This window comes from Acinetobacter sp. TSRC1-2, assembly GCF_049895885.1.
GTDB lineage: Bacteria > Pseudomonadota > Gammaproteobacteria > Pseudomonadales > Moraxellaceae > Acinetobacter.
Genome location: NZ_JAFCTF010000001.1, coordinates 471,044 through 495,360, shown reverse-complemented (window position 1 = coordinate 495,360; position 24,317 = coordinate 471,044). Strand labels below are relative to the sequence as shown.

Annotated in this window: 23 protein-coding genes and 1 pseudogene; 21 read left to right on the top strand and 3 right to left on the bottom strand. The window is 41.2% G+C overall.

Annotated features, from left to right (window positions below):
• Positions 1-2: 2 nt before the first annotated feature.
• The 8 genes from hisS (at position 3) to ACP69Y_RS02285 (ending at position 10,117) form a co-directional block, all read left to right on the top strand.
• A complete protein-coding gene (hisS, locus tag ACP69Y_RS02320; RefSeq protein WP_425915797.1) occupies positions 3-1,298 on the top strand; it encodes a histidine--tRNA ligase in 1,296 nt (431 codons plus the stop codon).
• 30 nt (positions 1,299-1,328) lie between these two features.
• Positions 1,329-2,030 (top strand): YfgM family protein, encoded by a 702-nt coding sequence (locus ACP69Y_RS02315; RefSeq protein WP_425915795.1) that lies wholly within the window; start codon positions 1,329-1,331, stop codon positions 2,028-2,030.
• Complete coding sequence (gene bamB / locus ACP69Y_RS02310) at positions 2,030-3,178, top strand: outer membrane protein assembly factor BamB (protein ID WP_425916068.1); 1,149 nt, start codon at positions 2,030-2,032, stop codon at positions 3,176-3,178. Before ACP69Y_RS02315 ends, bamB begins: the two co-directional genes overlap by 1 nt.
• A gap of 3 nt (positions 3,179-3,181) precedes the next feature.
• Positions 3,182-4,591 carry a ribosome biogenesis GTPase Der gene (gene der, locus ACP69Y_RS02305; RefSeq protein ID WP_425915793.1) on the top strand — a complete coding sequence of 470 codons (1,410 nt, stop codon included), beginning with the start codon at positions 3,182-3,184 and terminating at the stop codon, positions 4,589-4,591.
• Positions 4,592-4,683: 92 nt separating this feature from the next.
• Entirely contained in the window at positions 4,684-5,331 is a 648-nt protein-coding gene (locus tag ACP69Y_RS02300) for a 4'-phosphopantetheinyl transferase family protein (protein ID WP_425915791.1), read from the top strand.
• Positions 5,332-5,855: 524 nt separating this feature from the next.
• Positions 5,856-7,361 carry a hypothetical protein gene (locus ACP69Y_RS02295; protein WP_425915789.1) on the top strand — a complete coding sequence of 502 codons (1,506 nt, stop codon included), beginning with the start codon at positions 5,856-5,858 and terminating at the stop codon, positions 7,359-7,361.
• Positions 7,352-9,412: a hypothetical protein gene (locus tag ACP69Y_RS02290; RefSeq protein ID WP_425915787.1), complete on the top strand. Its 2,061-nt coding sequence runs from the start codon at positions 7,352-7,354 to the stop codon at positions 9,410-9,412. Before ACP69Y_RS02295 ends, ACP69Y_RS02290 begins: the two co-directional genes overlap by 10 nt.
• 12 nt (positions 9,413-9,424) lie before the next feature.
• A complete protein-coding gene (locus ACP69Y_RS02285) occupies positions 9,425-10,117 on the top strand; it encodes a hypothetical protein (RefSeq protein WP_425915785.1) in 693 nt (230 codons plus the stop codon).
• A gap of 105 nt (positions 10,118-10,222) precedes the next feature.
• Here ACP69Y_RS02285 and ACP69Y_RS02280 read toward each other — a convergent pair whose 3' ends face one another.
• Positions 10,223-10,996 (bottom strand): SDR family oxidoreductase, encoded by a 774-nt coding sequence (locus ACP69Y_RS02280; RefSeq protein ID WP_425915783.1) that lies wholly within the window; start codon positions 10,994-10,996, stop codon positions 10,223-10,225.
• A gap of 117 nt (positions 10,997-11,113) precedes the next feature.
• Between ACP69Y_RS02280 and mazG the strand changes: the two genes are divergently transcribed.
• The 9 genes from mazG to yjgA all read left to right on the top strand — a co-directional run bounded on the left by mazG (position 11,114) and on the right by yjgA (position 17,744).
• On the top strand, positions 11,114-11,875 hold the full coding sequence (gene mazG / locus ACP69Y_RS02275; protein ID WP_425915781.1) for a nucleoside triphosphate pyrophosphohydrolase: 762 nt from the start codon (positions 11,114-11,116) through the stop codon (positions 11,873-11,875).
• Positions 11,876-11,885: 10 nt separating this feature from the next.
• Positions 11,886-12,293, top strand: a complete 408-nt coding sequence (locus ACP69Y_RS02270; protein ID WP_425915779.1) for a ComEA family DNA-binding protein — start codon at positions 11,886-11,888, stop codon at positions 12,291-12,293.
• Positions 12,294-12,429: 136 nt separating this feature from the next.
• Positions 12,430-13,881 carry a polynucleotide adenylyltransferase PcnB gene (gene pcnB, locus ACP69Y_RS02265; RefSeq protein WP_425915777.1) on the top strand — a complete coding sequence of 484 codons (1,452 nt, stop codon included), beginning with the start codon at positions 12,430-12,432 and terminating at the stop codon, positions 13,879-13,881.
• Entirely contained in the window at positions 13,878-14,366 is a 489-nt protein-coding gene (gene folK / locus ACP69Y_RS02260; RefSeq protein ID WP_425915775.1) for a 2-amino-4-hydroxy-6-hydroxymethyldihydropteridine diphosphokinase, read from the top strand. The genes pcnB and folK overlap by 4 nt, the downstream gene beginning before the upstream one ends.
• A gap of 39 nt (positions 14,367-14,405) precedes the next feature.
• Positions 14,406-15,215 (top strand): 3-methyl-2-oxobutanoate hydroxymethyltransferase, encoded by an 810-nt coding sequence (panB, locus tag ACP69Y_RS02255; protein ID WP_425915773.1) that lies wholly within the window; start codon positions 14,406-14,408, stop codon positions 15,213-15,215.
• Between the two features lie 2 nt (positions 15,216-15,217).
• Positions 15,218-16,063 carry a pantoate--beta-alanine ligase gene (panC, locus tag ACP69Y_RS02250; RefSeq protein WP_425915771.1) on the top strand — a complete coding sequence of 282 codons (846 nt, stop codon included), beginning with the start codon at positions 15,218-15,220 and terminating at the stop codon, positions 16,061-16,063.
• A 24-nt stretch (positions 16,064-16,087) separates the two neighbouring features.
• Entirely contained in the window at positions 16,088-16,939 is an 852-nt protein-coding gene (gene rapZ / locus ACP69Y_RS02245; RefSeq protein WP_131216533.1) for an RNase adapter RapZ, read from the top strand.
• The gene (locus tag ACP69Y_RS02240; RefSeq protein ID WP_425915769.1) at positions 16,936-17,205 is read left to right on the top strand and encodes an HPr family phosphocarrier protein; all 270 of its coding nucleotides are present in this window, start codon (positions 16,936-16,938) and stop codon (positions 17,203-17,205) included. Before rapZ ends, ACP69Y_RS02240 begins: the two co-directional genes overlap by 4 nt.
• A 2-nt stretch (positions 17,206-17,207) precedes the next feature.
• Positions 17,208-17,744: a ribosome biogenesis factor YjgA gene (gene yjgA, locus ACP69Y_RS02235; RefSeq protein WP_131216529.1), complete on the top strand. Its 537-nt coding sequence runs from the start codon at positions 17,208-17,210 to the stop codon at positions 17,742-17,744.
• A gap of 268 nt (positions 17,745-18,012) precedes the next feature.
• On the opposite strand, the gene ACP69Y_RS02230 is transcribed toward yjgA, so the two are convergent.
• A complete protein-coding gene (locus tag ACP69Y_RS02230; protein WP_425915766.1) occupies positions 18,013-19,653 on the bottom strand; it encodes an acyl-CoA synthetase in 1,641 nt (546 codons plus the stop codon).
• A 336-nt stretch (positions 19,654-19,989) separates the two neighbouring features.
• Here ACP69Y_RS02230 and ACP69Y_RS02225 point away from each other — a divergent pair, with 336 nt between their 5' ends.
• From ACP69Y_RS02225 to infC, 4 genes and pseudogenes are all read left to right on the top strand, one after another.
• Positions 19,990-20,115, top strand: a complete 126-nt coding sequence (locus tag ACP69Y_RS02225) for a hypothetical protein (RefSeq protein ID WP_425915764.1) — start codon at positions 19,990-19,992, stop codon at positions 20,113-20,115.
• A 139-nt stretch (positions 20,116-20,254) separates the two neighbouring features.
• Positions 20,255-21,009: pseudogene (locus ACP69Y_RS02220) on the top strand (alanine racemase); the annotation flags it as partial.
• Between the two features lie 232 nt (positions 21,010-21,241).
• On the top strand, positions 21,242-23,164 hold the full coding sequence (gene thrS / locus ACP69Y_RS02215) for a threonine--tRNA ligase (RefSeq protein WP_425915762.1): 1,923 nt from the start codon (positions 21,242-21,244) through the stop codon (positions 23,162-23,164).
• Positions 23,165-23,169: 5 nt separating this feature from the next.
• The gene (infC, locus tag ACP69Y_RS02210) at positions 23,170-23,721 is read left to right on the top strand and encodes a translation initiation factor IF-3 (protein WP_425916066.1); all 552 of its coding nucleotides are present in this window, start codon (positions 23,170-23,172) and stop codon (positions 23,719-23,721) included.
• A 67-nt stretch (positions 23,722-23,788) separates the two neighbouring features.
• On the opposite strand, the gene ACP69Y_RS02205 is transcribed toward infC, so the two are convergent.
• Complete coding sequence (locus ACP69Y_RS02205; protein ID WP_425916064.1) at positions 23,789-24,163, bottom strand: hypothetical protein; 375 nt, start codon at positions 24,161-24,163, stop codon at positions 23,789-23,791.
• Between the last annotated feature and the right edge of the window lie 154 nt (positions 24,164-24,317).

Genomic DNA, 24,317 nt, shown 5'->3' with positions numbered 1-24,317 from the left:
TCATGAGTTCAATTGTTGCAATCAAAGGTTTTAATGACATTCTTCCAACGCAAACTGCTGCGTGGAGACGTCTTGAGCAACATTTAGCATCGTTAATGGATGCTTATGGTTACCAGCAAATCCGTTTGCCGATTGTTGAACAGACCAATCTGTTTAAACGTTCAATTGGTGATGCGACGGATATTGTTGAAAAAGAAATGTACACATTCTTGGACAAAGGTAATCCACCTGAGTCTTTGACTTTACGTCCTGAAGGGACTGCGGGCTGTGTACGTGCCATGCTTGAGCATAATCTGCTTCGCGGTGCGACCCCTCGTGTCTGGTATGTCGGACCGATGTTCCGTTATGAAAAACCACAAAAAGGCCGTTATCGTCAGTTTCATCAGTTTGGCGTAGAAACATTTGGTGTGGCTACACCAGATATGGAAGCAGAATTGATTTTAATGACTGCACGTTTGTGGAAACGCATGGGTGTGGCCGACAAGGTTCAGCTTGAACTGAATACTCTAGGTGAGTCTGATGAGCGTGCTGCATATCGTGCTGCATTAGTAGATTTCTTGGAATCACACAAAAGCGATTTAGATGAAGATTCTCAGCGTCGTTTAGAAACCAACCCACTACGTATCCTCGATTCTAAAGATGCGCGCACGCAACAAATTCTTGAGAATGCACCAAAACTTCACGACTTTATGGGTGAAGAAACTTTGGCTCACTTTGCTCAATTGCAACAGTATTTAACTGATGCAGGAGTGGAATTTGTAATTAACCAGAAACTGGTTCGTGGTCTCGATTACTACAACAAAACTGTCTTTGAATGGACAACGATACATTTGGGTTCTCAAGGAACTGTATGTGCCGGTGGTCGTTATGATGGTCTTGTAGGTCAATTGAAAGGTAAGGCTGATCAGTCAGTACCTGCTGTTGGTTTTGCAATGGGTATGGAGCGTCTATTACTTTTACTTGAACAAGTTGAAGACAATACACCTGTACGCGATTGTGAAGTATTCTTGTTGTCGGATCCTGCCTCACAAGGTAAAGCCTTGGTGCTGGCAGAACAAATCCGTGACCAGCTGGAAGCGGCAAATAGCAATATTCGCCTGAAAGTGGGTTCACAAGGTTCGATGAAATCTCAGATGAAAAAAGCTGATCAATCAGGCGCTATTTTTGCCGTGATTGCCGGTGAACGTGAGTGGGAAGCGCAGCAATTAACTGTGAAAGAATTGGCGACTGCTGAGCAAACTGATGTTGCTGTGGCGAATATTGTGCCATTCTTCATTGAAAAATTTTCTTCAAAATAAGCTTAAAAAACATAAGGAAAAGGTAATCACATGAACGCATTGAGTGATGAAGAACAACTTGATAGCTTGAAATCTTTCACTAAGAAATATGGTTCTGCCATGATTAGTGGGATTTTAATTGCGTTGATTGCCTTTTTCGGATGGGAATATTGGCAGAAGAAAAACCTGGCTGAATCTCAGATGGAAACAGCCAAGGTTCAACAGTTGATGGATGATGCTAAAAATGCGCAAGGCAATGACAATGCATTTAATGCGTTATCTGCAACTGCAGACAAAATTGTAAAAGAAGCTCCCGATTCTGCTCAAGCTATTCAAACGCAATTGCTGATGGCTAAACTGGCTTATGACAAAGCAGATTATGCGCATGCAGAAAGAGCATTAAAAAAAGTTGAAAATTCCAAGCTGGATGATGCGGGCTTGGTTCAGCTGGTTAAACTCCGCTTGGCTTATGCTCAGCTTGCGCAAAAAAAATATGATGATGCATTAAAAACATTAGCTGCAGTGACCGATCCAGCTTTTAAAGCGACCGCTGATGAAGCGCTTGGTGATGTGTATGTTGCTAAAAATGATATAGAAAATGCTAAAAAATCGTACAAGAGTGCATGGGATGCACTGGTTGAACGTCAGCAAGAACGTCAAATTTTACAAATTAAACTCGAAAGTGTCGGCGTTTTAGTTGATGATCCTGATGTGGAACGACCAATTTTAGAAACACAAGTGGATGAGTCATGATGGATAGAAAATACAAGATACCGTTTGCGCTGACAATTTTAACATTTGCACTTGTTGGCTGTTCAACGAATAAAATTAAAGTAGAAGAGGTTAAGCCGAATCCATTACCTAAATTGGCCCAAGCCAAAAGTCTTGTTCCGGTATTTTCTCAAAGTGTTTCATCAACCTCGAAAGCGGATCCATTACGTCTGCGTTTAGATGTGGATAACGGTGTAATCTTTGCCTTAGATCCAAAAGGTGAAGTGGCAGCTTATCAAGGTAAGCAGCGCATCTGGGAGAAAAAAGTTTCTAAACAGGGCTTAAGCTCGGGTGTAGAAGCCGCTGAAGGTACTGTTATTGTGGGTAATAATAAAGGTCAACTGTTCGCTTTAGATCAAGCGACAGGCGAGCAAAAGTGGACTGTCCAGTTGTCGGGTGCCATTTTATCTGCTTCATTGATTCAATCCGGTCGTGTGATTACTGTCAGTAATGACGGCACTGTTTATGCGCATGATCTTGCCACCGGTCAGCAAGTTTGGACATATAACCTTCCTAATGTACAATTTAGCTTGCGTGGAATGGCATCACCGGTCGCACTCGATCCGCGTACGGTATTGATTGCTTCATCAAATGCTTATGTTTATGCCCTGGATATCATCAGTGGTGTACCGCGTATGCAGCGCCGTGTTGCAGTAAGCGAGGGCCGTTCAGATATTCAACGCCTCAATGATATTGATGGCGATCCAGTTGTTGCAGGTCAGTTTCTTGTAACAACCAGTTTCCAAGGACAAGTCACTGTTACAGATTTAGCTTCACAACAAGTGGTGTGGAGTGAAGATGCAAGCAGTATTCAACGTCCAGAAGTAATGAATAATACCGTTTTTGTTGCACAAGCAGATGGCAAAATTACTGCTTATGCACTCACAACAGGTGAGCAATTATGGCAAAACGATAGTTTGCTCAATCGTCAGCTCAGTAATCCTGTTGTCCTCGGACAAGACCTTGTGGTTGGTGATCTCGAGGGTGTATTACACCTAATCGATCCAACTTCTGGGCAACTCATTGGTCGATCAAAAACAAGTGGTGAAGTACGTTCACTACGCGAAATTGATGGACAACTATATGTCTCCACCAGAAAGGGCGCGTTAAGCGTTTGGCAGAACCGTTAATTTATGAAACCCGTAATTGCGCTAATTGGACGTCCGAACGTCGGTAAATCAACGTTATTTAACCAGATTACCAAGAGTCGTGATGCACTCGTTGCTGACTTTGCTGGTCTTACTCGTGACCGCAAATATGGCGATGCAGTATTCCAAAATAAATCCTTCATTGTAGTCGATACAGGCGGTATCGGTGAAAGTGAGGTAGGTATTGATTCATATATGGCTGAGCAATCAAAAACAGCCATCAATGAAGCCGATATTATTGTTTTTGTTGTTGATGCGCGTGCGGGATTACTAGCGTCAGATGAACAGATTGCACGTGAACTTCGTACCCTAGGGAAAAAAGTTTACTTGGTTGCAAACAAAGTTGACGGCGTACATGCCGAAGCTGCAGTAGTTGAGTTTTATCAACTGGGCTTTGGCGAACCCATGCATGTTGCAGCAAGCCACGGTCGTGGTGTGGCTCAAATGCTGGAAGATGTGCTTGCAGATGTTCCTGAGGATGAAGATCCTGAATTGCATGACCAGAACACCGGTCTACGCTTAGCTGTGATTGGTCGTCCTAACGTCGGTAAATCGACTTTGGTCAACCGTTTACTCGGTGAAGAGCGTGTTGTGGTTTATGACATGCCGGGTACTACGCGTGATTCTATTTATATCCCATATGAGCGGAATGAGCAGAAATACACCCTGATTGATACTGCGGGTGTACGTCGTAAAGGTAAAGTAGATGAAATGGTTGAGAAATTCTCAATCGTGAAAACTTTACAAGCCATTAAAGACGCTCATGTTGTAGTTGTGGTATTGGATGCGCGTGAAGGCGTGGTTGAACAAGATCTACATTTGATTGGCTATGCTTTAGAAGCAGGCCGGGCAATGGTGATTGCGATTAACAAATGGGATAACATGACGGAGTACGACCGCAAGCAATGTAAGCTTGATGTCGATCGTCGTTTTGACTTTATTCCATGGGCCAAAGTGCATTTGATTTCTGCATTGCATGGGACTGGTGTTGGTGAGCTATATCCGTCCATTCACCGTGCCTTTGATTCTTCACATTTGAAAGTTTCGCCTGCGAAATTAACCCAGATTCTGAATGATGCAACCGAAGCGCATCAACCGCCAATGATTAGCGGTAAACGTATTAAAATGCGTTATGCCCACATGGGTGGTCAGAATCCACCAACGATTATTGTGCATGGTAACAAGGTCGATAAAACACCTGCGGATTATCGTCGTTATTTGGAAAATGTATTCCGTCGCGTCTATAAACTTGAAGGCACACCGGTTCGTATTGACTTTAAAACGTCTGAAAATCCGTTTGAAGGCCGCAAGACACAAATGGACGAACGCGTGGCTGCACGTAAACGTCGTTATGTACAGAAGTTTAAAAAGGCTGAAAAGAAATTTAAGCGTTAATTAATTTTTGTCGATGCTGATAAAAAGCCCGAAGTTTACTTTGGGCTTTTTTCTTTTAAGATGTCATTATATTTTGGGATAAGGTGGTACACGTGACCAGAGCAATACGAATAGCGGTCGATAAAATTGAGCGTATTGTCCCTCTATCTGGAGAACTAGATCGCAAGACCAAAATTCAGCAGCAAAAACAGGCCATCTATCATTATCGAAATCAATTGCTTTCGCAACAATTACACGCCACCATTCAGCAAGAAGATTTTGCTACCAATGAGCATGGCAAACCGTATTTAATTAAATTCCCTCAGTTTTATTTTAATCATAGTCATAGCCAAAAAAATTATGCTTTAGCCACCAGCACCCATATGCCAGATTTAGGTGTGGATATTGAGGATTTAGATCGAAAAGTACGCTTTGAAGCTTTGGCAGTACACGCTTTTCACCCCAATGAATTGCAATACTGGAACGAACTGGAACAAGATCGTGATTATTGGTTTAAAGTCTGGACGACTAAGGAAGCGGTATTAAAAGCATCTGGCTTGGGTATACATCTAAATTTAAAGGAATTAGAGACTCGGGTGCATCCTGTTTATGATGGAGGATTATGCAGTCATCCTTTAATCGGAACATTTGCGTATCAAAATTTTAATTTAGGTCATGCCATGTTAACGGTTGCGTGGCGTTCAGAATCCTCCTGTAAAGGTTTTGCTTTTCCCGAAATTAAAATAATTTTTCCATCTTAAAGAATTTTTTAAATAAAATTGATGGAGCATTGAGTGTTTAAAAGAGCCTGTTAAGCAGGTTTTTTTTTATTTTGATTCCGCTTGCTTTCTTTTCGCTAACAGCATATGGCTCATCTGGTCAATAAATTGTTGGTTGAGTTTGGAAGGCGCCTTTTAATAGCCATCTTGGTTTGAAAAAACATCTCAATTCATTATTTAGCTTCACTTCCATTCTTGTTTTGATTATGACCTGTTGGGTTCGGATCTGCTTTATCAATCTTACCCGACCACATTCGAAAAATATTTGAAAAATCACTAAAAACTCTGCCTGAACATAAGCTTTTGTTATTTAAAAAATCTAAACAATAAGTTAAATATTTATAATTTGTTGAAAATCAATAAAAAATAAAATTATGTGATGGAGTTAATATTAAAATTTGTTTATTATTTGTTAGCTTTTTGTAGATTTATAAATCACTTAAAAAATAAACAAAATGTAAGAGTTGCTGCATCCTAAAAAAACTTTAGTGAAGAAGGTAGGAAAGATGAAAAAAACCGTATTGACACTTATGTGTATGTTTGCAGGACACGTTGCCAATGCAGAAATCATTAAAGTAAATGGTGAGGGTAAAGCACCTATTATCAAAAAAGATCCGAATGGCACACGTAACCAGGCCTTCAATAATGCGAAAACAGATGCCGTCATTGCAATGATCAAAAAAATAAATGGTCCACAGGCCATGGGTGAGGCACAACAGTATTTAGATGAAATTGTGAAGCAAGTTGATCCGACTTATGTCATCAATCGTGGAAGTTCAACTCAAGGCAATAAGGAATTAGTGACTCAAATTAGCTTGGAAATGGATGATCAAGAATTTCGTTCTATTCTGAATGATTTTGGTCTTTCTAAAAAGAACAGTCGTTCAAGCCCAATCATGATTGTTATGGACGAATATTTTGGTGTACCCAAAGATAATTCTAAACCTGTAAAAGAATTTACTTCTTATTTTTCCGATCGTAGCTATAGCTATGATGAAGATGCGAGCTACAAAGCTAGTGAAAGTGCCAAAGCAAGCGACAGCAGTTCTTATTCTTCTAAAGGGAAATCTGCAGCGGCATCAGGCTATGCCTATGGCAATTATTATGGGGCTGGTGCAGGCGTTTCTGCACGTTCAGCAAGTCACAACAACTCAGGTAAATCCGCATTTTCAAGCAGTTATAACGCCAGTGAATCGGCAAATTATAGTCAATCTGAACGCCAGAATGATATTCAGAGCTTTGTGAAATATGTGGAATATCAGACACCAAGTACTAAAGCTGAACATGACAATCAAACCTTAAATGCGATTGCAGCTGCAGCTTCCCGTTACGATTTACGCTTGCTGGACTCCGGTATTTTTCGTAGTACTTACCTCAAAGGTCGCAGCCTGACCATTCAACAGCTTTTAAGTGATACAGAGCTTGCAAAACTGGCAGTTGCGGCACGCAAGGAAAAAGCCGATTGGTTTATGGCGGGAAGTTCGTACATTTATGACCGTGGTCGTTCACAAGCAACAGGACAGTTTGTTTGCGATGGCGCAGTTAGTTTTAAAATTTATTCTGTAGATGACGGCACTTTAATGGGCGGTGAAACGCGCACTGAGTCATCGACCGGTGCGACTACAGATTCATGTCGAACCAATGTGGCAAAAAAACTGGGTGATTTAGCCATTAGCCAGGTGGGGCCACAAATTCTTGCCTACTCTAAAAATCGTTCAATGTATGGTAAAGAAATCACCATTTTTGTGAAAAGTGTTTCCGGCAATGTCTCTACACGTTTAGGTGATGATTTGTATGTGGCACTTGAAGAAATTGAAGGTGCAGAAAACATTGATGTGCGTACACAGGATGGCAGACTGGTCGAACTGACCATGACTTATAAGAGCAGTAAACCGATTACTGGGGAGTTGGCGAAAGCCCTACGTAAAGTCAATCCAACACTTTCAAGTGCAGAACGCTTACAGGCCGGTAATACGATTACTCTTTGTATTGGTGGTACACAATGCAAGTAAAAATCAAAGCCTTATGCTTGGCTATGCCTATGCTTTTTTCGGCATGGGCAAATGCAGATATTCAAATCTATCCATCTCAAGGTATTTTTGGGTTGGAGCAAGGTTGCCGTACAGATCTCAGCAAGTATGAAGCCAATGGTTCTTCAATTGACTGTGATTTTAGTCGTGCAATTGATAATCCTGCAACACGTAAACAAGCAGAGCAAATTTTTTTACAAAGTTTAAAGCAAAATTTTGGGACTCAAATTGTTGATACCATTTCGCAAAAAACTAAAAATCGTACCTATATTGCATCGCTAGAGGTTTTACGTGCGAGTCAATACATTGTAAAAAAGGATTCGACCGCAGAAATTTTCCTGCCTGTCACCTTAAGTTTAAAGCTGACCAATGTATTGTCGGGTGAAGTCATTTATAGCGACAGTGCAACCTTATCTCAACCGATTCAAGTGCTCACTACTGAAATTGAATCTGCTGCAACAAAAGCAGCAATTAAGCAAAAATTTCAAAGTACTTTACTGAGCCTGACGCAACAGGTTACTCAGGAATTAAAGTCGAAACTTAAAATCTCTGAAACCGAAACTCAAGTGATCGATCAATGGAAATCTTATCTGGTTCTAGATAAAGGTTTTAATCAAGGGATTGCTGCGCAGGATGAGCTGAGTTCGGCAGACGGTGATTTGATTCGTGTAGTTCATGCGGACAGTGATTATGCTGTGGCTTTGCCAGTGTTAATGTCAGGTAATAGTAAACGTTTTAGCAAAGTATCTACCAATACGCGTCAGGCCATGAATAAGCCAAAGGCTTTGGTGGTTGATGTACTGACTTATCAAGGTGAGTCGAAGGATCTAATCGAGCAAATCTTTTCTGATGCGGTGGGTGAACAAGCCTCGTTTACTTTGACTCCCGTCAACCGACGCTATAGTGCCATGGCACAAAGTGTCAGTGAACAGACTGCCTTGGCACAAAGTGAAGATATCAATCAGCGTGAATTACCTGAATTCTTTATTCGTATTAATGTTGTTCCGGTGATTGCCTATCAACAGCAGATTGGCAAAATGACCCAGCAGCAGGTTTTTCATAGCGAAGTCTTTGCTGAAATGATTGATCAATCCGGCCGTGTTATTTATTCCGCCCATGCAACAGATGATATTAAAGACGTTATTTCTGAAGGAATGGGCTTTTCTTTAGAGGCGCGTAAGGAAGTGGTACTGAAAAATGCGCTTTTGAAATTAGGTCAAAAATTTCAAAAGGGGATTCAATTTACCCGTTCTGATTTAAAAGTCTCGGGTTCAAGTAGTCAGAGTATTACCATTGATGATGCGGGTGAGCGCTTAACTACTGGCATGAAAGTTCATGTCTATCATCAAGATAAAGCAGCAGGGCGTAATATCCTGATTCCGACATGGGAAGCCACAGTACTGGAGCGTCAAGGTGCGAAAGTCAAAGCGCAATTAGATTTTCCAGTCAGCAGCAACGATCGTTTGCCAGTGCGTTCTGGCGACAGTATTTTGCTTGATAGTTCTGCTCCAGTCGGCGATTCAAAACAAGCCCGTGTTTTATGTCCAGGCTTGCATACCGAACAAGTCGGTGAAATTCCTTTCTATGGTTTTGGTCCTTTGATTTATCACGCTTTTACCAGTCAGTCGAAACGACCATTTTATGCTACAGGTTCAGGCTTTAAAGGTCAGACTTCGCTGAAAGATTCAGTGATGAGCATGACTAAAAATTCCGGATTTAAAAAGGATATGAAAGTCAATTTCCATATTCCGCAAAATGAATGTTTGCAGCCGGTGTTTAAGATCGAAGTGAAACAAGACAGCATTAAATGTAATGCGGATAAAAGCAACTGCGATGCCACCTTGGTCATGGCGAGTGGTGCACGCAGGTTTAATGATAAAGCTGAAAAAATTGGTGCCTATGGGTTACAGCAAGAAATTGGATTGAAGGGTATCGATCATCAACATCGTCATGAAATGTACAACATTCAGATGTTTGAAGCTTTACCAAAAATTTTAAATCAAATCGTGCAAAAAGCCGATTCCACACAATAAGGGTAATGACGTATGAAAAAAATTGCGATTGTTTTAGCAATAACAGCATCAATGGGGGTTTCAAGCGTCTATGCAGGCTTTGGTTCACTCAGCAGTCTTGCTTCGACACTTACTGAATCTGCTACAGGTGTGTCTTCTGCAAATATGGATCTAGCTGGCTTTTTTACTCAAGCAAAAGCCACCAATGCGATGTTTATTCAGAGTCGTAGTGCTTTAGCTTCATTGCTTGCAAGTAAAAAAGATTCAGATGAATTAAAGACAAAACAAAAAAGTTTGAAAGCGACTTCTGATCTAAAAGAAAAAGAAGCGATTCAAAAAGAAATTGTAGCGATGTCGAATGCTGTTTTAGATGCATCAACAAAAGATGAAGAAGCAACAGTAGCAAAACTTTCATCACTTAATGTAGAGCAAAAGAAATATTTGCTGGATTCTGCAGCGAACTTTATGATTGCAAGTTTAACAGCACGTGATTTAGCTTTAGGCGCTAAACAAGTCAGTATGAGTTTAATGGCAAATCCAGCCAGTTTAACCAATACTGGTCTGTCTTTAGTGGATGCTAAAAATGTTGTTGGTGATATTACCGGTATTGCAAAAAATTCAAGTATGGCTTTAGTGGAATATCCTAAACTATTTAAAAAAGCGGGTATTGACTTTAAAATGCCTGCAAGTTCAGCAGAAAAACCAAAAATTCTTAATGATATTTAAACTTTAATTCAGATTCTAATTTTAAAATAAATTAGAAATTTTGAATGATGATTTAATCATTTTCATAAAAAAAGAGCCTGATCATCAGGCTCTTTTTTTATTGAATTATTTTCTTGTGGCTAAAAACATGGTACTGATCCGGTTTATAAACTGCGGACTGACTTTGGATAAATTGAACATAATTTTGGTCTTGAGGCCCACAGGTTCATGGGTTTTGGTAAATAGGGAATCTTTCGCTTGCACACGTGTGTAAATTGTCTGTGCGACATCTTCAGCAGTTAAATGCACACCCATATTTTGAATGCTGCCTGCATCCATATCTTTAACCATTGCGGTTTGAACAAATAGGGGCATGACATCTAAAACCCGAATACCATATTTCTGCCATTCAATATCTAGTCCTTCGGTAATACCGCGAACCGCAAACTTACTGGCTGAATACGAGACTAAATCAGGTTGTCCATAAATGGCGGAAGCAGAGGATAGATTAATCACACGTGCAAAAGATGCCTGTCTTAGAAAAGGCAAAGCGGCATGGCAACCATTTAAAACCCCGTTAACATTGATATCGAAAGTTCGTTGATGCGCTATAATATCGGTCTGCTCAAAAGCCCCTGAATAGAGAATACCGGCATTGTTAACTAATATATTAATTTCACCTGCCCAAGCCTGAAATTCATTTAAAGCCTGTTGCCATTGTTCATAATGGCTAACATCCAGTAGGCCAGCTTTAGCATTTGTCCCTAAGTGCTGGGCAAGTTTTTGCGCTTGAACGACATTGATATCATAGATGCCGACTTTATAGCCGTGTTGATAAAACAGTGTTGCAATTGCGGCCCCAATGCCTTGTGCTGCACCACTAATAAAGATACTGTGCATATATTTTTCCCTTTCAGTTTTGTTTTTATAGCGCTTGTTTTTAAAGATTTTAGTTGAGCATAACAAATATTGACTGCGAAAAACGGATTTTTTCAAAATGATTGGAGTGATGAAAACATGGATAAATTATTGGCAGTGATGCGTGAATTACGTGAAAAATGTCCATGGGATCAGCAGCAAACACCACAAAGCCTCACCCAATATGCCATCGAAGAAGCGTATGAGGTGGAAGCAGCAGTCAGGGATGGAGATACAGACGAGATACGGGATGAACTCGGTGACTTGCTGCTGCAAGTCGTTTTTCAGTCGCAAATGTATAGTGAAGTCGGAGCTTTTGATTTTAATGATGTGGTAAATGCGATTACTGAAAAGTTAATTCGTCGTCATCCACATGTATTTCAGGCAGAGCAATTTTCACAGCTCAGTTCCGATGATGTGGCGGTGCTTTGGAAACAAATTAAACAAAAAGAAAAGCAGGGCAAAGCCCAATCCCGTTTAGATGACATCAAACATGGACCTGCAATTCAGCAAGCGCATGAAATTCAAAAAAATGCAGCACAAATTGGCTTTGACTTTTTTGATGTAGCAGGTGCTTATGGCAAGCTGAATGAAGAGTTAGCTGAATTACATCAGGCTATCCACAATCAAAATTCCGACGAAATACTCGATGAATTTGGTGATTGTTTATTTTCACTTATCAATGTTGGACGTAAACTGGGACTTTCCAGTGAAATGGCGCTTTTAAGCACCATTGATAAATTTAGAACACGTTTTGCTTTCATTGAAGATCACGCTCAGCAACAACATAAAAAAATTGAGACGCTGTCTTTAGAAGAAATGGATCGACTCTGGGAGCAGGCAAAACAACAATTAAAATAAAAGGTTTATAATGAAAAAAATAATACACATCCTGAATGCCATTTTTTACCTGGGCACATTGATGTCAGTGCTAAGTGGAACGACTGGTTATGCTCAGCAATTTGACCAGCAATACTTAAAATGGAAGGCTGAGCAGGAAGCCGAAGATGCACGCTTAAAAATACCGCATGTATCTCCGCCAAAAAATTACTATTTGGCGAAACCTGCCTTACAGGCATCCACTGGGTCTAAAATAAGTTTGAACCAAGCTAATCTGGAACAGCTACAAGAGTTGTCCGGGGTCGGTTTAAAAAAAGCGGAAGCAATTATTGCCTATCGTCAAAAAAATGGAAAATTTAAAAACATTGAGGAATTACAGCAGGTCAAGGGGATTGGACCGGCTTTATTTGCCAAGAATAAAGATCGATTAGCCTTATAATTCGTGGCTCAAGCAGTCAAGAAGGGCCAAACAATATATTTAGCATCGAGATAATCAAATTGCCCTTTGATTGTGTTAGATATATGATTAGCGTCATCTTAGATATTTTACGTTCAGACGTAGGAGACAGCGTCTTTTGCAAACTTTGCGCGCGTCAAAATGTGGTTTATCAACCGCTCAATTACCTTCTTCCATATTAGATGTTATCGATGCCTTAAATAAGGCAGGCTTTGAAGCTTATATCGTCGGTGGTGGTGTCCGTGACTTAATGTTGGGTCTTAATCCTAAAGATTTTGATGCAGTCACCGATGCAACACCGGCTCAAGTGAAAGAAGTTTTCGGACGGCGTTGTCGTATTATTGGACGACGTTTTGAGCTTGCTCATGTCTATTCAGGCCGAGAGCTGATCGAAGTTGCGACATTCCGTGCACCGCCTAAAAAAGCAGTAATTTCTGCTTCAGGCATGATTTTACGTGACAATAATTGGGGCACGATTGAGCAAGATTTTGTCCGTCGTGATTTTTCCATTAATGCGATGTATTACCAACCGCGTAAAGGGATCGTGCTCGATTTCTGTAATGCAATTGATGATATCGAAAATAAAACTTTACGCTTATTGGGCGATCCGACTTTACGTTTTGAAGAAGATCCAGTGCGTATGCTGCGTACTTTGCGTTTCGCGGCAAAATTAAATTTCAGTATTGCACCTGAAATTTTAGAGATTTTCACCCCGGAAATGACTCAGTTGCTGCGTGATATTTCTCCGCATCGTTTATATGACGAATCGCAGAAATTGTTCACCATGGGGCATTTAAATCGCGTGCTGCCGATGCTGATTGATTTTGATATCTGGCGTCAGTTGTTTGCAGATATCCGTCCAGATATTTCTACATTTATTGAACGCGCCGCCATTAATACTGATCAGCGTATTCAAATCGGTAAAACCATTAACCCTGCATTTTTCTATGCAGTGTTGCTGTGGAAGCCCTTTTTAGAGCGTTGCGAATTTTATCTCAGTAAAGGTGTGGTTGCTGCAGAAGCACGTGCACAAGCGGGCCTCGATGTATTAAAACGTCAAGCTACCCGTACCATCATCCCACGTTTTGCGGAAACCTTTATTCGCGAAGTTTGGGAAATGCAAACCCGTTTGCTCAATCCAAAACCGCAACAAATCCAAGCTTTATCGTCCCATGCGCGTTTCCGTGCCGGCTTCGATTTCCTGCTACTTCGCGAGAAGTCAGGGGATAACACTACCCAAGGTATGGGCATGTGGTGGGATTCTTATCAGCTAATGAGTACCGATGAAAAAGAACGTGCCATTAGTCAATATAATCGTCAACGTGCAAAAAGTCGTCGTAAAGCTGCAACAGAAGATGTGATTGAACCTAAATCCGTCTCTGTAGAAATTGAACCGTTGGTGAACGAGCCTGAACCACGTCGCCGTGAACGCAAAAGCAGAACCAGACCTGACAGACCTGTTCAAACAGTTTCTGCAGGTGGCTCAGAGATTGCATATGACCATCCAATTCTAAAACGCAAACGGGTAAAACGTGATTTAAGCCAAGTTGTTTTTGGACCGACACAATGAGCACAGTCACTTATATTGGCTTAGGGAGCAATTTGGGTGATTCACGCCAGATTTTGCTTGAAGCTGTGCAAAAACTGGCAACGCTTGGAACCGTGAAAACATCCAGGTTATATCAAAGTCCACCAATGGGCCCCCAAGATCAGCCGAATTATTTAAATGCGGTGGCGCAGCTAGAAACTGATTTAGCGCCTTTGGTCTTATTGGATGAGTTGCAACGTTTTGAACAAGAGTCGGGTCGGATACGTTTACGCCGTTGGGGCGAGCGTACCTTGGATCTGGATTTATTGATCTACGGTCAAGAACCCATTCAAAATGATCGTTTAACTGTTCCACACGTGGGACTGTTCGAACGTGATTTTGTGGTCATACCCTTGTTAGATTTAGATGCAAATATACAAATTAAAGCACAACGATTAAAAGATTTACCCGTGGTTCAACATCCGACATTGTCTGTTCTGGATGATGAAACTTGGTCAAATATTTAATTTAGACATGTGGAAAGCATGTGTTAGAGGAATATCTTGATGATTAGTCTCAGCGACTTAAGAAAATTTAAAACTGATGGACGCAAATTTTCTTGTTTGACTTGTTATGATGCAAGCATGGCAAAAGCGATGGAAATTGCCGAAGTCGACAGTATTTTAATTGGTGATTCTTTAGGGATGTCGATTCAAGGGCGTGATTCCACTCTGCCGGTTACTGTAGAAGATATGGCTTACCATACTGCAGCGGTACGTCGTGGTAATCAGCATGCCTTTATTATGACTGATTTGCCGTTTATGAGTTATGCGACCCTAAATGATGCATTGCAGAGCTCAAAAACTGTTATGCAAGCTGGTGCACAAATGGTCAAAATGGAAGGCGGTGCGTGGTTAAGCGAAACCGTCACTGTTTTGACCCGTAATGGTATTCCAGTGTGCGTACATTTAGGGTTAACACCACAATCCGTGCATGTCTTTGGCGGTTATAAGTTACAAGCCCGTACACGTGAAGCAGCGGATCAACTAATTGCAGATTGTAAAGCCGTGGTTGAAGCGGGTGCTGCATTATTATTATTAGAATGTGTACCTGCACAATTGGGTAAAGAAATTGCTGAACTGTTCCCGCATATTCCTGTAATTGGGATTGGGGCGGGCGCAGATACTGATGGTCAAGTACTTGTGGTTCAAGATATGCTTGGGCTGACCTTTGGTCGTGTGGCTAAATTTGTACGTAATTTTATGAAAGAACAAGCGGGGGAAACTGCAATTTTGGATGCTTTTAAAGCCTACCATGCTGCAGTACAAGAGGGTTCTTTCCCTGCCAAAGAACACACTTTTCAAGTCGAGCTGTAAACATGAAAACAGAAACCACCATTCAAGGATTAACGGCTTCACTTAGTCCAGCTCGATCGGCACGAAAAATTATTGGTTTTGTTCCAACCATGGGTAATTTACACGAAGGTCATTTAAACCTTGTACGTGAAGCGCGTAAATTATGTGATGTAGTGGTGGTCAGTGTTTTTGTCAATCCAATTCAGTTTGGTCCAAATGAAGATTTTGAAAATTATCCGCGTACTTTGGAACAGGATAGCCGTTTGTTGGCAGACGTAGGCTGTGACATTGTTTTTGCGCCAAGCGTTGAGCAAATGTATGGTAATAAACCCCGTTTAACCAATATTAGTGTCTCTGAAATCACCAATGATTTGTGTGGCTTACAGCGTCCAGGTCATTTTGATGGCGTAGCGGTTGTTGTGACTAAACTGTTTAATATGGTGCAACCGAATTTTGCATTCTTTGGACAAAAAGATTATCAGCAATTGGCGGTGATTCGTCAGTTTGTACGTGATTTAAATATTCCGTTGGAAGTGATTGGCGTACCGATTACCCGTGCTGAAGATGGTCTGGCACTTAGTTCGCGTAATGGTTATTTAAGTGCAGAACATCGTCAGATTGCACCGACCATTTACCAAAGTTTAAAAGCTGCTGAACAAGAACTTCAAAGCGGTATTGCGCTAGCGGAAGTGTTGGAAAATATTGAGCAAAAGTTGACACAAGCCGGTTTTATTGTGGATTATGTGGAAGCACGTACTCTGGAATTACAGCAAATAGAAGCATTTAATCAGGATGTCGTTTTGTTTATCGCAGCAAAATTAGGTACAACCCGACTGATTGATAACTTGCAAGTTAAGTATACTGCGTAAAATTTAGTTAAGGACAGCCTTGCCATGAAGCGTATTTTAATCGTTACAGGACAATCCGGATCAGGAAAATCATCTGCATTACAGGTGCTTGAAGATTTGGGATATTACTGTATTGATAATTTGCCATTGGCATTGCTGCCTGAAATTGTTGCTAAACTGGACAGTGAAAATAATTTAGAACAATTGGCTCTAGGCGTAGATGTACGCAGCACTCGTGCAGACTTACAAGAGTTTGATCATGTGTTTGAACAACTGCAAACCCATGGTTCAGTCGATATCATTTATCTGACCACCCAAGATCAACAATTGATTTCCCGTTTTAGTGCTTCGCGTCGTCCTCATCCTTTGTCCAGTCGTTTTAAAAGTTTGAATCAGTGTATTCAGGAAGAAAAAACCTTATTGCTTCCGATACAATTACGTTCAACGGTACATATTGATACTACGGATAAAAGTGTGCATGATCTGAAGCACACTTTGTTGTCTAAACTTGGACAATCCGATAACCTCATTTTAATTTTGCAGTCTTTTGGTTATAAGCACGGTATTCCACTAGATGCCGATTATGTGTTTGACGTACGTCATTTGCCTAATCCGCATTGGGAGTTGGAATTGCGGAAATACTCAGGTTTGGATTTACCTGTGCAACAGTTTTTACTGCAAAGTGAACAAACCAACGAAATGTTCGAAGATATTTATCATTTTTTAGATAAATGGTTGCCTGTCTTCGCAGAGGGGCATCGTCACTATATGACAGTGTCGATTGGGTGTACCGGAGGGCAGCACCGTTCAGTATATATAGTGGATAGACTCAAAAAAGCTCTTGAGGCAAAATGGTCTATTCAGGTCTTACACAGGGAAATGAAGCACTGGTCATGATTGACACAACTGTTGACGTAATTAATAAACTAGGTTTACATGCGCGTGCATCTGGAAAGCTAATTGAAGTTACCACCAAATTTCGTTCATCGATTCAAATGGGTAAAGGTGACAAATTAGTCGATGCAAAAAATATTATGTCCTTGCTCATGCTCGGTGCAGGCAAAGGCACAACTTTACGTTTAGTGCTTGAAGGTGCAGATGAAGAACAAGCTTTATCTGAAATTCAGGCACTATTTGCAGCAAAATTTTACGAGGCAGATTAATCGTGGCACGTCGACCGCAACAGCGTTTTACTGAAGATGACTTTGAAACTTTAGAAGGACGTGCAAGCAAAACCGAACAAAAAAAAGCAGTTCAGCGTATGGCTGCTTTAGGTGAACAACTCTCTGAATTGAGCCTTAAACAAATTCAGAAACTCCCTGTGGAAGAGCGTTTAATTGATGCTTTGCTTGATGTGCGTAGTATTACTTCACACGAGGCACGTCGTCGTCAGTTTCTACGGATTGGTAAATTATTGCGTAATGAAGATGAGGCAGTAATTTTGTCTTATTTAACGCCGCAACAAGGTGCGAAAAAAACCGCGCAATTACAGCGTTGGGTTGACCGAATGATTGCACAGGGTGATCCAGCAATCAAAGAATTCATGAAAGCGCATAATGCGGCTGAGCATCATCCGATTCGTCAGCATATCTTGCGTATTCAACGTGATATCACCAAACAATTGCCTGAAGAACAAGTCGCTGCATCTAAGCTGAAGTTATTTAACTATATTCAGCAAGTGGCATTGATTTCAGATAACTGATTTTTTTGTTCAGTGCAAAATGTAAAAAAGCGACTCAATAGAGTCGCTTTTTTATACCTTAAGATTTCTCTCTCCCTTTGGGGGATTAAAGAGAGGGTTGACCTCTATCCCAAAAAATATCTTTCAAACAACTCATTTTTCAAATAGCTACGTAAAATCACGTATTTCTTCGATGTATATGGTCTCTTCCTTGCGGAGCACTGCTCCTCATCTTCTGAAAAGAGAGAAATCCTATTAGAAGGAGGGCCAATGTTGTACTAGAAAGAAATTAATTAAACTCACCTGCAGCACGTTCTTTTGCCCAGTCACGCAAGATGAATTTTTGCAGTTTCCCGGTTGAAGTTTTAGGAATCTCGGTAATCACGACATCTTTAGGCACTTTGAAACGGGCTAAATGTTGTTTGCAGAATTCCATCAGTTCTTCAGGTGTTGCTGTTTTACCTTGTTTGAGTTCCACAAAGGCACATGGAACTTCTTGCCAACGTGGATCAGGTTTTGCCACCACTGCTGCAGTGAGTACAGCAGGATGTTGATATAACACTTCTTCCACTTCAAGCGATGAAATATTTTCACCACCAGAAATAATCACGTCTTTGGAACGGTCGGTAATTTTGGCATAGCCATCCGATTGGAAAACTGCCAAATCGCCAGTATGGAACCAGCCACCGGCAAAGGCTTCAGCCGTTGCCTCAGGGTTCTTTAAATAACCTTTCATGACAATATTGCCACGGAACATGATTTCTCCCATGGTCTGACCATCATGCGGAACCTCTTGCATAGTTTCAGGATCAAGCACTTTCATGCCATCTTGCAGTGGATATGGAACGCCCTGACGTGAGTGCAATTGCGCTTGTTCTTGAATCGACAAGTCACTCCAACCGGCTTGTGATGCACAAAGTGCAGAAGGGCCATAGGTTTCTGTCAGGCCGTATACATGAGTCACGTTAATACCGATATTGCGCATTCCTTCAATGATTGCTGCTGGAGGTGCAGCACCCGCGACCATCACTTCGACACGGTGATCAAGCTTGGTCTTTTTCTCTTCAGGCATGTTGATCAGCATCGACAATACAATTGGCGCGCCACAGAAGTAATCCACTTTATGTTCAGCAATCAGTTTAAAAATCAGTTCAGCATCGACTTTACGCAAGCAGACATTGGTTCCACCGTTGGCTGCCATGGTCCAGGCAAAGCACCAGCCATTACAGTGGAACAGTGGCAGAGTCCATAAATAGGTAGCACGAGGCATCATGCCGCAAGCAATGATATTACTGGCCGCGTTAATGTAGGCACCACGGTGATGGTAAACCACACCTTTGGGATTACCTGTGGTTCCAGAGGTGTAACTTAAGCTGATTGCATCCCATTCATCTTGGGGTAAATGCCATTCGAAATTTGCATCGCCTTGGGCAATCCAGTCTTCATATTCGATTTGACCAATATGGGTATTTTCACCTTCAAATTCTGCATCGGCCACATCAATCACATAGATGTCTTGTTTAATGAGTGCGAGTGCTTCTGTAGCAAGCGCAGTAAATTCAGGATCAACCAATAATACTTTGGTTTCAGCATGTTCTAGCATGAATGCGAGTGTCTTGGCATCCAGGCGCGTATTTAAGGTGTTGAGTACAGCACCTGCCATTGGTACAGCAAAGTGTGCTTCAATCATGGCAGGGACGTTTGGCAGCAGTACTGAAACGGTATCATTTTTACCGATGCCTAATTTTTGGAGTTGGTTGGCAAACTGACGGCAACGATTGTATTTCTCACGCCAGGTAATACGGCGCTTACCGTGAATAATCGCATTTTGATTTGGATAGATATACGCTGCACGATCAAGATAGCGTAAAGGTGACAACGCTACAAAATTTGCGGGGGTACGCGGTAATTCATCGTATGCGTTAACCATTTTCAAACTCCGTTCTATATTTATTTTCATATCCTGTTGAAAAGATATGCACTTCTTGGGAATCTTGCATTTAGGCTTTAGTCGAGTGCGTTTTTATGATTTTTAAGCTATTGAATATTAATTAAATTATTTAATGCCACTGAAATATTTTGAACGCATGGGTTCCCATGTTTGATTTTTTAGGTATTTTACTCTATTCGGGCAATTAAAATAATATTAGCCAGATAATAATAATGAAAATACAACAGGCGGATAAGGGATGGCAGAACTGGTCTGGAATTCAGCAGGTAGATCCAAAAATTTTTAACCTCAGCATTAAATGAATTACAAAAAATAGTGAAATCCTCTGTCCATATTCGTGTCGTGGGTGCAGGACATTCATTTAGTGCTGTGGCTAAGACGAATGATGTGCTGCTTAATCTTGATCAGTTAAAAGGCGTGGTGGCATTGGATGAAGATTAAATCCAATGCACCGTTCTGGCGGGCACGCGCTTATATTATTTAGGTGAATATCTTGCCCCGATCAATCAGGCATTACTCAATCAAGGCGATATTGATCAGCAAAGTTTGGCGGGAGCTATTTCTACCGCAATGCATGGCACGGCTAGAGCAATATTTGCAGCTCGCACAACGCCTGAATATCTGCCTGAAGGTAAATATTGAAATTGATGTCGGCTTACATCGTGGCAGGGTAAGCAGTCAGGGACAGTTTATAGACTTGCTCAAGCTGATTCAGCATTCAAGGTATTTAAAACTATCCGGTTTGATGGGCTACGATGCCCATATTGCTAAGTTGCCGAAAATAATAGAAAGCCTCGAAAAAGTTATCAGCAATACGAAGCCATTATTCGGCAGCAATTTCCAGATTTATGGCATGCAGACTTATGCTTTAACGCGAGTAGAAGCCCAGCTTTTATGCAGCATTCCCAACAGAGCGAATGTAATGATCTGGCATTTGGCTCGATGTTGATTAAGCCGAGTGCTTGTGATCTGGACAATTTATCTGTTTTTAAGTGTGCACTCTGGATTGCCACACCGGTATTGAAAGTTTTGCCGTATTGTCAATTAGCCGGTTTAGAATTACTGAATTATCTTGCCCATAATAATCAAGCTTTGTTTGTATAGGGTGGTTATTGGCGAGCAGATTATATTTATCCTGCAAAATGTCAGCCGCACATTTTATATGGACGTAGCAGCAATGAGGAAATGGTGCAGGTTCTCAAACAGTACGATGTCGTTGTGGATAATTATGTGTTTTTAAGGCCGCAACAGAGCGAAGCACTTATTCCGCAATTTGCCAAGCTTTATGCCTATGCTCAAGCAGAATTTGCAGAGCGGGATACCTTTAGAGAATAAAATGAGCAGTAAGATTCCCAGATTCTGATAAGGGTGGAGCATTGACAAATAAATTCAAAATGAGCCAAATCGCGAATTTTCTAGGTAAAAAGGTTTAATCCTGTGGATAAGACGTGTAAAATTCGAATCGATTTTATTTATCCACCGTTTTTATCTTTTGAGGCCTTGCCTCGATCATAATCTCGCGGTGATATGCCCCATGGTACGGGGCATCACTCCTTAAGGATTTCTTATGCCAATTATCACTTTGCCAAATGGCGATCAAAAACAGTTTGATCAAGCCGTATCTGTGATGGACGTTGCGCTCAGCATTGGTCCTGGTCTTGCAAAAAATACCGTTGCTGGTCGTGTGAATGATCGTTTAGTGGATGCGTCTGATCTCATCACTGAAGATGCAACGCTACAAATCATTACGCCTAAAGACGAAGCGGGTGTCGAAATTATTCGTCACTCATGCGCACATTTGGTTGGCCATGCTGTTAAGCAATTGTTCCCAGAAGCAAAAATGGTGATTGGTCCGGTCATTGAAGAAGGTTTCTACTATGACATCTGGATGCCACGTCCATTTACATTAGACGATATGGCAGCGATTGAGGAGCGTATGAAAAAGCTCATCGATCAAGACTATGATGTTGTGAAAAAAATGACTCCGCGTGACGAAGTGATTGCAGAATTCACAGCACGTGGCGAAGAATATAAATTACGCTTGATTGCCGACATGCCTAACGAGACACAAATGGGCTTGTACTACCATCAAGATTATTTGGATATGTGCCGTGGTCCACACGTTCCAAATACCAAATTCTTAAAATCATTCAAACTGACTAAAATCTCGGGCGCTTACTGGCGCGGTGATGCGAAGAATGAACAGTTACAACGTATTTACGGTACAGCGTGGGCAGACAAGAAACAGCTTGCGGCTTATGTAAAACGAATTGAAGAAGCAGAAAAACGCGATCACCGTAAAATTGGTAAAGCGCTTGATTTGTTCCATATGCAAGAAGAAGCGCCAGGTATGGTGTTCTGGCATCCAAATGGCTGGACCATTTACCAAGTGCTTGAACAGTACATGCGTAAAGTGCAGCAAGACAACGGCTACGAAGAAATCCGTACCCCCCAGGTAGTCGATTTCACGTTGTGGGAAAAATCAGGACATGCTGCAAACTATGCAGACAACATGTTCACCACGCATTCTGAAAACCGCAACTATGCGGTTAAACCAATGAACTGTCCTTGTCATGTACAAGTGTTCAATCAGGGTTTAAAATCGTACCGTGATCTTCCTGTACGTTTGGCAGAATTCGGTTCATGTCACCGTAATGAACCATCGGGTTCATTACATGGCATTATGCGTGTTCGTGGCTTTACTCAAGATGACGCGCATATTTTCTGTACCAAAGAACAGATTGGTCAGGAAGTTGCAGACTTTATCAAATTGACACTGGATGTATACAAAGATTTTGGCTTCGAAGAAGTACAAATGAAATTGTCGACTCGTCCTGAAAAACGTGTTGGTGAAGATGCACTTTGGGACATGGCAGAAAAATCTTTGGCTGATGCTTTAGATGCTGCAGGTCTAGATTGGGATTTACAACCAGGTGAAGGTGCATTCTACGGTCCTAAGATTGAATTCTCATTGAAAGACTGCTTAGGTCGTATCTGGCAATGTGGTACTATTCAATGTGACTTTAACTTGCCTGAGCGTTTAGATGCTTCTTATGTCACAGAAGATAACGACCGTGATCAGCCAGTAATGTTACATCGTGCAATTCTTGGAAGTTTTGAACGATTTATTGGTATACTTATTGAGCACTATGCGGGCTTTATGCCACCTTGGTTAGCACCAACACAAGCATGTGTAATGAATATTACAGATTCACAGGCCGAGGCGTGTGAGTCAGTCGTCGCTAAACTTAAAGAAAGTGGAATTCGTACCATTTCTGACTTGAGAAATGAGAAAATCGGCTTTAAGATTCGTGAACGTACTTTAGAGCGTATTCCTTACTTACTGGTTCTTGGAGACCGTGAAGTAGAGGAAGGTACTGTGAATGTCCGTACCCGCTCAGGAAAAAATTTAGGTACTATGTCAATTGATGCCTTCGTTGACCTAGTGAAAGCAGCCGTAGCCGAACGTGGCCGGTACATTGTGGAGTAATAAAGATTAAACAGCCTGACCGTAACCAACAACAAGGTGCTAAAAGCAATCGTCCTGCATTGAATGACGAGATCCGTGCGAAAGAAGTACGTCTCGTTGCTGCAGATGGTGAACAAAAAGGCATCGTTTCACTTGCTGAAGCGTTGCGTTCTGCAGAAGAAGTTGAGCTTGATCTTGTTGAGATCGTTGCTAATGCAGAGCCACCTGTTTGTAAAATCATGGACTTTAACAAACATTTATTCGATCTGAAGCAAAAGCAAAAAGATGCGAAGAAAAAACAGCATCAAGTTCAGGTTAAAGAGATTAAGTTGCGTCCTGGTACAGACATTGGTGATTACAACATCAAGTTGCGTGCAATTCTTCGTTTCCTAGAGGAAGGGAACAAGGTAAAAATTACCTTGCGCTTCCGTGGTCGTGAAATGGCTCACCAACAATTAGGTCTTGCTCAATTACAAAAAGTTGAAGCAGACGTAATTGAATACGGTACAGTCGAACAAGCACCAAAAATGGAAGGTCGTCAAATGGGCATGCTCATTGGACCGAAACGTAAAAAATAAGCACTTGTTGATCCATTGATAAAAAAGCACTGCAAATGCAGTGCTTTTTTATGCCTGCCTTTTTTACTTATTGCAAAGGGGAACTATTTTTACCTGCTTCCACAATTGGAATATTGGCTTCGGTCGGTACATAAATAATTTGCTGAATACGGCCATCCCGTAATGCCTCACCAAAGGCGCCAATAAATTCCTGTTTACGGTATTCAGGATAATCTTTCGCGGCTTGACCGACTAATTTTATGGCTTCAGCACGCAATTTGGCACTTTCCAATTCTGCTTTAGCGACCTGAACCTGAATCATTTTGGATTGCTCTGCTTCTGCCAAGGCCGCTTGACCATCCATACCTTGTTTCCATACTTTATAATGTGGCCAGCCAAAAAGAAATAAACCGATTAGAATCGTAAAGCAGATAAAAGCGATAAAGATCGTGGCCGGACCCATATTGGCAGGTCTTGAATAATGCATATTTTGCCTATTTTTCTTTGCAAATGTTTATAATTTTTTATGTACTGCTTGAACAGTATATTTCATATAAGCTTTTAAATATCATTTTATTTTTTTGAGTTAATATTGAATCAAAAGTAGAAGAAATAGA